8 protein-coding genes are annotated in these 12193 nt (G+C 49.9%); 5 read left to right on the forward strand and 3 right to left on the reverse strand.

The genetic code is table 11. The features are described 5' to 3' along the window. Positions 1-184 precede the first annotated feature (184 nt). From AC5JLB_RS25730 to AC5JLB_RS25745, 4 genes are all read left to right on the forward strand, one after another. Positions 185-3787 carry a WD40 domain-containing protein gene (locus tag AC5JLB_RS25730; protein ID WP_495876679.1) on the forward strand — a complete coding sequence of 1201 codons (3603 nt, stop codon included), beginning with the start codon at positions 185-187 and terminating at the stop codon, positions 3785-3787. Positions 3788-4055: 268 nt separating this feature from the next. Then, positions 4056-6548, forward strand: a complete 2493-nt coding sequence (locus AC5JLB_RS25735; RefSeq protein ID WP_495876680.1) for a phosphoketolase family protein — start codon at positions 4056-4058, stop codon at positions 6546-6548. 116 nt (positions 6549-6664) lie between these two features. After that, the gene (locus AC5JLB_RS25740; RefSeq protein WP_495876681.1) at positions 6665-7303 is read left to right on the forward strand and encodes a histidine phosphatase family protein; all 639 of its coding nucleotides are present in this window, start codon (positions 6665-6667) and stop codon (positions 7301-7303) included. A 35-nt stretch (positions 7304-7338) separates the two neighbouring features. Further along, positions 7339-8571 carry an acetate kinase gene (locus AC5JLB_RS25745; RefSeq protein ID WP_495876682.1) on the forward strand — a complete coding sequence of 411 codons (1233 nt, stop codon included), beginning with the start codon at positions 7339-7341 and terminating at the stop codon, positions 8569-8571. A gap of 24 nt (positions 8572-8595) precedes the next feature. On the opposite strand, the gene aptA is transcribed toward AC5JLB_RS25745, so the two are convergent. From aptA to AC5JLB_RS25760, 3 genes are all read right to left on the reverse strand, one after another. Beyond that, positions 8596-9930: an omega-aminotransferase AptA gene (gene aptA, locus AC5JLB_RS25750; RefSeq protein WP_495876683.1), complete on the reverse strand. Its 1335-nt coding sequence runs from the start codon at positions 9928-9930 to the stop codon at positions 8596-8598. A 167-nt stretch (positions 9931-10097) separates the two neighbouring features. Beyond that, positions 10098-10646, reverse strand: a complete 549-nt coding sequence (locus tag AC5JLB_RS25755) for a hypothetical protein (RefSeq protein WP_495876684.1) — start codon at positions 10644-10646, stop codon at positions 10098-10100. Between the two features lie 414 nt (positions 10647-11060). Further along, complete coding sequence (locus tag AC5JLB_RS25760; RefSeq protein ID WP_495876685.1) at positions 11061-11837, reverse strand: DUF554 domain-containing protein; 777 nt, start codon at positions 11835-11837, stop codon at positions 11061-11063. A gap of 24 nt (positions 11838-11861) precedes the next feature. On the opposite strand from AC5JLB_RS25760, the gene AC5JLB_RS25765 reads away from it, so the two are divergent. Next, positions 11862-12002 carry a hypothetical protein gene (locus AC5JLB_RS25765; protein WP_495876686.1) on the forward strand — a complete coding sequence of 47 codons (141 nt, stop codon included), beginning with the start codon at positions 11862-11864 and terminating at the stop codon, positions 12000-12002. Positions 12003-12193 lie beyond the last annotated feature (191 nt).

Genomic DNA, 12193 nt, shown 5'->3' on the forward strand with positions numbered 1-12193 from the left:
TTGCTGAAACCACACTCCTCCAGTATCGCAAAATCCACACGTCTAGAACACGGCCAGTTTCGGACAATAGAACAAGTTGGCGTTGGTCAAAGGTTGCTTCCCTGTTGGATTATCTGAACTAGAGCTTTACCAGCTCTGGAGTTAGTTACAAACGTTTCACCTAATGTAAAGTTGACGGCGAATCATGAATTATCAGGTGGGCGGAAGTTTGCCGCCCAATGCACCGTCTTATGTCAAGCGGCAGGCAGATGAGGCGTTGTATGACGCGTTGTTGAAGGGCGAGTTCTGCTATGTGTTCAACTCGCGGCAGATGGGGAAGTCAAGCCTGCGAGTACAAACAATGCAACGCTTACGATCGCAAGGTGTGTGCTGCTGCGTGATCGACATTACTGCAATCGGCACTCAGCAAGTCAGAAGTGAACAGTGGTACGCCTCGATCGCCGCATCTCTCATGAGTAGCGCTGGGCTGACGATTAGATTGGCAGCGTGGTGGCGCGATCGCGCTCACATTACGGCTGTAAATCGATTGGCAGAATTCTTTAGAACCGTTCTGCTAGAACAGATCCCAGGAGATATTGTCATTTTCATTGATGAAATTGACAGCGTTTTGAGCCTTGATTTCTCAGTGGATGATTTTTTTGCCCTGATTCGAGCGTGCTACGACCATCGCTTTGAGTATCCAGCGTTTGAGCGGCTGAACTTTGCCCTACTTGGCGTGGCTACTCCGGCAGATCTGATCGCTGATAAAACTCGAACACCATTTAATATCGGTCATGCGATCGAACTGGGTGGATTGCAGTTTGCAGATGCTCTGCCGCTCTTACCGGGGTTAGCAAAGACCGTTCGCAACCCTAAAACGGTGCTGCGTCACATCTTAACCTGGACGGGCGGACAGCCGTTTCTGACCCAAAAACTGTGTCAACTGGTGGTCGAAGCGATGAGGGAACGCGACCTTCTAGACGGCGCTGCGTGCTCTTGCCAACGGACTTTGTCTTCATCGGAACTCGAACAGCTTTTCCGCATTCGCCTGATCGAAAATTGGGAGGCCCAAGATGAGCCGGAGCATTTACGAACGATTTGCGATCGCATTCTTACCAACGAACTCCACGCTGGACGTTTGCTGGGACTCTACCAGCAGATCTTGCTGAGTCAAATGACGCTAGAGAGCGAAGCAGTTCTAGTGCAGCATAGCGATGGGGCAAGTAGCACTGAGGGCAATGTCGGGGGCAATGTCGGAACCGATGGTAGCCGCGAACAGATGGAGTTAATCCTGTCAGGACTCGTTGAAAAACACAACGGACATCTGCAAGTCAAAAATTTGGTCTATGCGGCTGTCTTTAATTTGGAGTGGGTTGAACAGCAGTTGGCTCGATTGCGTCCCTATGCCGAAGCCCTAACCAACTGGCTGCATTCGTCAGGCGACGATGACTCCCGTCTGCTGAGAGGGAAAGCTCTGATTGATGCTCAGGCCTGGTCAGTTGGCAAAAGCTTGAGCGATCAAGATTATCGATTTTTAGCTGCAAGTCAAAGGTTTGATCAGCGCGAGATGCAGCGTGATTTAGAAGCTGCTCGCACTCAAGAAATTGAAGCTAGGCTCGATGTAGAACGAAAAAGCACAAAACGTCAGCGCCTTTTGCTAGCAGGCATGACTTTAAAGTTAGTTGCCGCGATCGTGATGGGGGCTTTAGCGTATGGGCAATATCGCCATGCCGCACGCAATGAAATCCGGGCCATCGCTAGCACATCTGAAGCATTATATAGCGTGGGTAAAGGACTTGATGCGCTAGTGATGGCGTTGCGTGCCCAACAACGACTCGTCCGTTTGGGCATTGTTGACTCTGCGATTCGCTTGCAAGTCGAACGGGCACTGGGTCAAGCCATTTATTCTGCAGTAGAAGCAAATCGGTTAACTGGGCATCAAAGCGACGTGCGCTGCGTTAGCATCAGCCCAAACAGCGAATTTATGCTCACCTGTAGCGCTGATGGAACGGCGAAATTGTGGCGGCATGACGGCTCCCAAGTTGCTACTTTGAAACACCCGGCGAGCGTGTTCGCGGCAGTTTTTAGTCCCGATGGCGCGATCGCGACGGCAGGGGCAGACAATACAATTCGGCTTTGGACGCATGATGGTTGGATCATCCGTGCCATGACCGGACACACTGCGCCGATTAACGGACTCGCCTTTAGCCCAAACGGTCAACTGCTGGCGTCAGCTAGTCAAGACAACACCATCAAACTGTGGAGCCGGGATGGACGGTTGCTCAAAACGCTAACCGGACATCAAGCCGCCGTACAGAGTGTTAGCTTCAGCCCGAATGGGCAGGAGTTAATTTCGGGCAGCCTAGACGGAACCATTAAACATTGGAACCAAACGGAATTGATTCGCACTTTAGACGGACATCGCGATGGTGTCATGAGCGTTGCCTTTGATCCGGATGGTCAATCGTTTGTCTCCGGTGGGCTTGACGACAAGATTCGAGTGTGGAAACGAGACGGCACGCTGCTCAAAAGTCTTGATGCCGATCAGCAGGGAGTGACTGCGATCGCGATTAGTTCGGGTGGAGGAACGGTTTCTTCGGCGTCTCGCGCTGGATTGATCGCATCGGTTGGCTTTAACAAAACTCTTAAGCTGTGGCGGCGCGATGGTACGTTGCTCACGACCCTCCGCGGTCATGACAACATCATCTCGAGCGTGGCATTAAGTCCCGATTATCACTACGCCCTCACCGGAAGCGTGGATCAAACTGGGCGAGTATGGCGATTAGATAATGGATTGCTGACGCGCATAGAAGGACATCAAGCTCCTGTCCATTCGGTCAGTTTTAGTGCCGATGGGCAACAGTTGCTCAGCGCCAGTCAAGATAAAACGGTCAAGGTTTGGACGCAGAGCGGAGTTTTATTGAAGACAATTCAAGACGAACGGCGTTGGGTGACCGAGGCAAAGGCGAGTCCAGATGGACGAGAGCTTGTGTTGGTTGAATCTGATCAAGACATTCAGCTAAGAGGCCGAGACGGCGCGCTGATTAAAACGCTGTCTGAACCGGGAGAAGCGATTTATAGCTTGCAGTTTAGCCCGATGGGAGACTGGTTTGTGACGGGCGGAATCCAGAAGGTGCTGCGGCTACGAGGGCGCGATGGCACATTGGTCAAAACTTTAGCTGGACACACAGATTCGATCTGGAAAGTTGCCGTCAGCCCAGATGGGCAAACGGTAGCCTCTGCCAGTCTAGACGGCACAGCGAAGCTTTGGCGCGTCAAGGATGGGGCGCTGTTGGCAACCTTGGCTCAGCATCAAGCCGACGTGCGAGCCGTGGCGTTTAATCCGAGTGTTGTGGCCTTGCCCAAGAATCAGGGGGCTGTGGTGACGGGCGGTTCTGATCAGACGGTAAAGTTGTGGACGCTTGACGGCAAATTACTTAGAACGCTCAAGGGTCATCAGGGGATGGTGTATGAAGTCAAATTTAGCCCAGATGGACAACTCATTGCATCCGCTAGTGCCGATAAGACAATCAAATTGTGGAAGCTAGATGGAACGCTATTGAGAACACTAAGCGGGCACACGGACACGATTCGAGGAATTGACTTTAGTCCAGATGGTAAACTTTTAGCATCTGCCAGTGCAGATAAAACTATTATTCTGTGGAACTTACAGCAAATCCTGTCTCTTGCTCCGATGACAGCCGCGTGTGACTGGGTGCGAGATTATCTAAGGACTAGTCCTAGCATTGACGGCAGCGATTGGCTCCACCAAGCTCCTGAGGATCGTACCCTGTGCGACAAACCGTAATTCTTAATCGCGCTGTTATATCGGTCGTTTAACTGTAATGCTTAACCATAGACTGATGTGTTTACCAACATTGGTTGATGTGTTGGTAAACACATTGCTAATTCAGAATGAACACATTTTAAGCTATCTCTTTCTTAGTCTGAAACTTCTCAGCCTGAAAGCAGGGATGATTGTTCTTGCACATACTCACCATTCCCCATACTCCTGACAGATTGCGATCGCGAGGTAATTGCTGATAATTACCGAATTCACTCGCGAGTTAACTCTTATGACCGTTGCTAACTCAGTTAAACTCCAATCGCCGTTGACGGCGGAAGAACTGCAAAAACTGAATGCCTATTGGCGTGCCGCTAATTATTTATCAGTCGGACAAATTTATCTGCGGGATAATCCGCTCCTCAAGCAGCCGTTAACGCTAGAGCAGGTCAAACCTAGATTGCTCGGACACTGGGGCACAACGCCTGGATTGAATTTCATTTACGTGCATTTCAACCGATTGATCAAACGCTATGACCTCAACACAATCTATATCTGTGGTCCTGGACATGGTGGACCGGGAATGGTCGCGAACACATACCTAGAAGGAAGCTACAGCGAACGCTACAACCGCATTACTCAAGACGAGGAAGGGATAAAACAACTGTTTTTACAGTTTTCTTATCCCGGTGGAATTCCGAGCCATGCGGCTCCCGAAACGCCCGGTTCGATTCATGAAGGCGGAGAACTCGGCTACTCTTTGGCTCATGCTTACGGCGCAGCGTTTGATAATCCTGACTTATTGGTTTGTTGTGTCATCGGCGATGGGGAAGCCGAAACCGGCGCGTTAGCCACAAGCTGGCACTCGAATAAATTTATCAATCCTGCACGAGATGGAGCGGTGCTGCCAATTCTGCATTTGAATGGATATAAAATTGCGAATCCAACCGTTCTTGCACGGATGAGCGATCAGGAACTTGAAAGTTTATTTGTTGGCTACGGATATAAACCCTACTTTGTAGAAGGTGATGATCCAGAAACGATGCATCAACTAATGGCGGGAACGCTAGATCAAATCGTAGCTGAGATTGGAAGCATTCAGCGAGAAGCAAGAACGCATGGATTCAAAGCACGACCGCAGTATCCCATGATTGTTCTAAGAACGCCGAAAGGGTGGACAGGACCGAAAGAAGTAGATGGGCTGCCGATTGAAAACACGTTCCGCGCTCACCAAGTTCCATTAGACAAATTGGGTAGCAAACCGGATCATCTGCGAATGCTAGAAGCGTGGATGAAGAGCTACAAACCAGAAGAATTATTTGATGACACTGGGAGACTCAAGCCAGAACTAGCGGAACTTGCCCCATCCGGCGATCGCAGAATGGGAGCCAATCCTCACGCGAACGGTGGCGTGTTGCTCAAAGATTTACGCCTACCAGATTTCCGCACATACGCTGTAGAGACGGGTGATGCTGGAACCGTAGAGGCAGAATCGACGCGAATTCTCGGTCAGTTTCTGCGCGATGTGATGAAGCTGAACATGGACAACCGCAACTTCCGCGTCATGTCTCCCGACGAGAACAACTCTAACCGCCTCAATGCCGTTTTAGAAGTGACCGATCGCGTCTTTACCGGAGACATCTTACCGATCGACGACCATATTTCTACCGATGGTCGCGTGATGGAAGTCTTGAGCGAACATCTCTGCCAAGGTTGGTTAGAAGGCTACTTGCTCACGGGACGACATGGATTTTTCTCTTGCTATGAAGCGTTTATCCACATTGTCGATTCGATGTTTAATCAACACGCGAAGTGGCTGCAAGCGTGTAACGATATTTCGTGGAGACTGCCGATCGGATCGCTCAATTATTTGCTAACTTCGCACGTATGGCGGCAAGATCACAACGGTTTTACTCATCAAGATCCAGGCTTCATAGACATTGTGCTCAATAAAAAAGCCAGCGTGGTTCGCGTGTATCTACCACCGGATGCCAATACATTATTATCGGTAGCCGATCACTGTTTGCGCAGCCGTCAGTATGTCAATGTGATTGTGGCGGGTAAACAACCAGAATTGCAGTGGCTCGATATGGATGCAGCCGTCAAACACTGCACCGCCGGACTTGGCATCTGGGAATGGGCAAGCAACGATGATGATCAAGAACCTGATGTCGTGATGGCATGCGCTGGAGATGTGCCGACCTTAGAAACCCTAGCCGCCGTAGATTTCTTGCGATCGCACTACCCAGACCTAAAAATTCGTGTGGTCAACGTGGTCGATCTGATGACGCTACAGCCACAAAACGAGCATCCGCATGGATTAAGCGATCGCGACTTTGATTCTATTTTCACTGTCGATAAGCCAATTATTTTCGCGTTCCACGGCTACCCCTATCTAATTCATCGGCTCACGTACCGCCGCACGAATCATAAGAATTTGCATGTGCGCGGATACAAAGAGGAAGGAACCACGACAACGCCGTTTGATATGGTGGTGATCAACGACCTCGATCGATTCCATTTAGCGAATGATGTGATTGACCGATTGCCAAAACTGAGAAACACAGGCGCATATACTAAACAGTTGATTCGGGATAAGCTGATCGATCATCAACACTATATTGTTGAACATGGTGAAGATATGCCAGAGGTTCGAGACTGGAAATGGCAGTACTATAGTGGTTCTGCTGTAGAAAAAGAGACCGCGAAAACAAGAGTTGAACAGTCTAGCAGCACAGATTCAACGATCGTCGGGGATGATTCGGCTGCCCGATCGTCGCGGTAGATTTACCCAATAGAGGGCGCGATCGCGCCCTCTATCTAACTTGCTCCGCTTTGCACTCTCAATCTCTTACCGCTCAAAATGTCCATAATTCGTCTAACCCCTGTTCTATACTCTTCATGCCTCTTAAACTTTATTTTCTTCGCCACGGACAAACAGATTTCAGCAGAGCAAATCTTTACTGCGGCTCTCTCGATCCAGACTTGACGGAATCCGGTACGCAAATGGCACAAGCCTTTGCAGATCGCTATCGCACGTTTACTTGGGATGCCGTTTATGTAAGTCCGAGAAAACGCACGATCGCCACGGCAAAGCCATTGTGCGATGCAATCCAAACTGAGATGCACTTGAGAGAGGGCTTAATTGAACTTAACTACGGTAAATGGGAAGGTGAAACCGTACAAACTGTGCAAACGACCTATCATGATGACTATGTAAAATGGTTGGCAGAACCTGCTTGGAACCCGCCTACTGGAGGAGAAACAGCGGTTGAGGCGGCGAGTCGATCTGCTCTGGTGATTACCGAAATTCAGCAGCACCACTCGACGGGCAACGTGCTGATTGTGGCGCACAAAGGAACAATTCGGATCATATTGTGTAATTTGTTAGGCATTGATTTAGGACGATTCCGCGATCGCATTGCCGCTCCGGTGGCATCGGTGAGCGTTGTTAAATTTGACGAACATGGCCCATTACTCGAACAGTTGGGCAATCGCGACCATCTTAGCGAAGCATTGCAAAATCTGCCCGGAACTTAGGTCACATCAAAACAGGCAATTACGCGATTAGAGCCATGAAAATTTTAGTGCTGAATGCAGGCTCAAGCAGTCAGAAGAGTGCGCTCTACGATTTGCGTGAAGACGCATCAGATCGCCCGTTACAGCCCCTTTGGGAGGCAAAAATCGATTGGACGCATCGTGAGGGCGTCGCCGAAATCGAGGTAAAGACCCACAGCGGTAAAATCCACGAAGAACGTTCAGCATCTGATCGAATCGGTACACTGTCCCATCTGTTGGAAACGCTGACGAGTGGTGATACTCAGGTTATTCAAGACCTATCGGACATTGAAGCGATCGGGCACCGCGTTGTGCATGGCGGACAGGACTATCGAGAAAGCGTCCTGATCACACCCGAGGTAAGAAGGGCGATCGCTCGTCTATCTACCTTTGCGCCGTCCCACAATCCAGCAAATTTAGAAGGCATTGAAGCGATGGAACAGTTGCTCAAAACCGTTCCTCAAGTCGCTGTTTTCGATACCGCATTTCATGCCCAGCTACCCTTATCAAGTGCAGTTTATCCAATTCCTTACTCATGGTTTGAGAAGGGCATCCGCAAGTATGGCTTTCACGGCATTAGTCACCAATATTGTGCAAACCGAGCGGCTCAACTGTTAAACCAAGATCTGAAAGAATTGCGGCTGATTACCTGTCACTTGGGCAATGGATGTTCTCTAGCGGCAATTTGGGAGGGGTGGAGTATTGATACAACGATGGGATTCACACCGCTTGATGGCTTGATGATGGGCAGCCGTTCTGGCTCAGTTGACCCTGGAATCTTGATCCATCTGATGCGGGAGGAACAATACTCTCCTGATGACCTGGATCATCTTTTAAATAAAGATTCTGGACTGAAAGGAGTGTCTGGCATTTCATCAGATATGCGGCAAGTTCTAGCGGCAATCGGTCGTTCTAAAGAGAGCGCCGCAACCCATTCGCAAGCAAAATTAGCATTTGAAATCTATGTTCATCGCTTGCGATCGGGAATCGGTTCGATGATGGCATCGCTACAGGGGGTTGATACATTAGTATTCACAGGGGGAGTGGGTGAGAACAGTGCTGACGTGCGATCGCAGACCTGCGAAGCCTTTCGCTTTTTAGGATTAGAATTAGACGCTCAAAGGAATGCAAACCATCCTGTCGATCAAGATATTGCAACACCAGCATCAACGGTACGAGTGCTGGTGATTCACACCGAAGAAGATTGGGCGATCGCTCAAGAGACCCAACGCATCGTTCGCAAACGGTGAACCTTTCTCAATTCGTCGAGAAGGTCAGGACACTTGCTTCAGTACAGTTCCCAGCAAGTCAATCATTTGATCAATGTGCTGCTTTTCTAGAATGAGTGGGGGCGAGAGCGCAATGATATCGCCTGTCGTCCGAATCAATAGCCCTTGCTCAAAACAGCGCACCATACAGTCGTAGGCACGTGCCGAAGGCTGTCCAGCAATTGATTCCAACTCAATTCCCGCCACAAGCCCTAAGTTCCGGACATCAATGACATGGGGCGCTCCCTTTAGAGAATGCACTGCGTCCTCCCAGTAGGGCGCTAGTGTGTTGGCCCGCTCAAATAACCCTTCTTCTTCGTAAATGTCCAACGTTGCTTGCGCCGCTGCACACGCTAATGGATGCCCCGAATAGGTGTAGCCATGAAATAGCTCAATCATCTGTTCTGAGCCTTGCATAAAGGCGTTGTAAATGCCCTCGCGCGCAAACACGGCTCCCATTGGTACAGCCGCATTGGTAATGCCTTTTGCTGCCGCCACCAAGTCCGGCATCACACCAAAATAGTCAGTCGCGAACGCTGTTCCTAACCGTCCAAATCCAGTAATGACTTCATCGAAAATCAGCAGAATGCCGTATTTCGTGCAGAGCGATCGCAGCCGCTCTAAATATCCCACTGGCGGAATTAACACACCTGTTGATCCAGCAACGGGTTCAACAATCACAGCGGCAATGGTAGAAGGATCATGAAGCACCACAATGCGCTCTAACTCATCTGCAAGGTGAGCACCCCAAGTAGGTTGACCTTTGCTAAACGCATTCTGCTCTAAATTGTGCGTGTGGGGTAGATGATCGACACCCGGCAGCATACTGCCAAAAAATTTGCGATTAGGCGCAATGCCTCCCACCGAGATTCCGCCAAACCCGACGCCATGATATCCCCGCTCTCGCCCAATCAGTCGCGTGCGGCTGGCGTCTCCCCGGACTCGATGATAGGCCAGCGCAATTTTAAGCGCTGTATCAACCGACTCAGAGCCAGAATTGGTAAAAAACACATGGTTGAGATCTCCTGGGAGCATTTGCGCCAGCCGTTCTGCCAACGCAAAAGGACCCGGATGCCCCATCTGAAAGGTTGGGGCGAAATCGAGCGTAGCGGCTTGCTGCGCGATCGCACGCGCAATTTTGTCGCGGCAGTGCCCTGCATTGACGCACCAGAGTCCTGCCGTTCCGTCTAGCACCTGCCGACCGTCTACAGTGGTGTAGTACATGCCTTTTGCCGATGCCATGAGCCGGGGCTTCGCTTTAAACTGCCGGTTAGCAGTAAAGGGCATCCAGAAAGCCTCTAAGCTCTCTGGCAATGAAAACGATTGTGCAAGGTCTTGCATGGCAGATCACTTCAGACATAGCGATACCCTCCACCATACCGTAAATGGAGGTGCGTTCTCTTGTGTCAGCCTGTGCTAGTCACAGATCATGTGTAGCCGATCAAAAGCAGATTTTTCTGGGTACACACAGCATGATTTCCTGGGTGCAAACCTATGCGCGATCGCAACTAGCCTACCGCTTTCTTCCGAGTTCTGCTGGCGGCTGTTTTAGCGGCAGCGGGTTTTTTAGCGGCGGGTGCTTTAGCAGCGGCAGGTTTTTTAGTGGCGGCAGCGGCTTTAGGCGTAGCTTTGCCTCGCTTAGCAGGAGTTTTAGCATCAGCCTCAGGAGCCTCTGCTTTTGCCTCAGGCTCTTTTTCCATAGCCGCGTCAGACATGCCATTTTGCAGAGCTTCTGCGGGCAGATTTAGAGTTCTGCGGCGTCTGCGAGTCTTGGTTTTGCCACCCCCATCGTCTTTCCGCGCCGAAGACAGATAGTACTTCAACGTAGATGGACTGATTTCTACACCTGTTTTCGATAGCATTTGCGAAACTTCGGTGTAGCTATATCCGCGATCGAGTGCCACTGTGATCTGATCTTTGAGCAAGTTAATCGCTTCTCGGAGTGACCAAATCTCTTTTGGCTTTTCGGGCAGATCTTGTAAAGAGGTAGAGGCTTGGCTGATAGCGTTCTTGGAAACTAACGTTGATGTCGGTGATCTTCTTTTGGTTGCTGCCATTGTTTTGTTCCTTGTTGCTGGGTAAGGGTGATAACTTTGCGCGATATTTACCTCAACCGTGGAGTTTTGCGGTTGCTTCGCAGTTCCCTGTTCGGGGTAATTGCAGATGCAAACGAACTGCAAACATGACGTTACTCGCTGAGGTGGATTGTTGAATTTCTGCTCTCAAGAGTTGTTTGCGACTCTACGAAGTTTGCGATTTGTATCGCATCGCTGTTATCGCTGTAATTATAGAGACATTTTCTAATTTAGCACCAAAATTTAAGAAATCAATGTCTAAATTTGTCTATATTGCCGTTGTGATTACTTCAATGTTGGTATTGACGAGTCGGAGTGAGGCGTATGTTATCGCTTCTTAGCCCATGATCGCTGCCCTGATCGCGCTGCTTATTCCCAATGGGTTAGCGGTTGTGATCAGGTGAATTGTTGCAGCAACGCCCAAAGCAACGGGGCTAAGATCAGCGCGGGTAAAAAGGACGCAATGCTAAGCTGAGTGACTTCGAGCAGGTTTAGACCCAAGCCGATGATCATAAGTCCGCCAACGCCAGACGTAAGCAGAACAGGGGGTGCGGTGGCTGGATCGGGCAGGGATTGAGCGAAGATGCCAGCCGCGATCGACAGTCCGCCTTGGTAGATCAAAATGATCAGGCTAGAGCAGGCAACGCCGACGCCGTAACTACTGCTTAGTGCGATCGCAGCAAAGCCATCCATCGCTGATTTGATCGATAGCACGGTGTTATTTCCTGCTAAGCCATTATTAAGGCTGCCAAGAATGGCCATTGGCCCGACGCAAAACAGGAGGCTTGCAGCGACAAATCCTTCGGTAAAATTGCCGCCTCCTTTAAACAGTTGACGCAGCCAATTGCCTATTGTTTGTAGGTAGGTTTCGATCTGCCACCATTCGCCTAAAAGTCCACCGACCACAATGGTGATCAGTCCAAGAATAATTCCGTCGATGCGGGCAGCTTGCACTTTGAGCAAACTTCCAGCCATGGTGACGCCTAAAAATAGGGTGAGCAGTCCGAGACCTTGGGTGATGATGCGCTGCATTCTGCGGGGCAATGCGTCTTGAAGTAAAAGTCCTAGAAAGGTTCCGAGCAGGACGGTGACGATGTTAATCCAGGTTCCACTGGTTTTGTCCCATAGGCTCAACGTTGCGGGGTAAATCAGCCACAGTGGGGGTAAAGACATGAATGAGTATTAGAGGGTGGTGGAGTGGTTAATTTGCTGGCTCTAGTCTTTGCTTGGCAGCAGGCATTTGGGATGCATCATATCAAAGATAAGGTTGCCTCACCTGAAGGACGTGGAGCGGCTAATTTGGGCGTGTGCCAGATTCAAATTGAGGCATGGGGATAATTAAAGTCTGTATTCGTTTCATCCCCTGTAGGCGGATAACTTTGTTTAGCGATCGCGGTTTCTCAGTTGAGATGGAGATGAGCAGGATTGAATATGAGACGTTGTGTTGTCTGAGATAGATTTGTTAGCGCTGGAGGGCGGTATACGCTAGTGTAGGCGGCTGAAGCTTTGTTATGGTCATGAACAGCCTC

This window comes from Myxacorys chilensis (assembly GCF_059505265.1).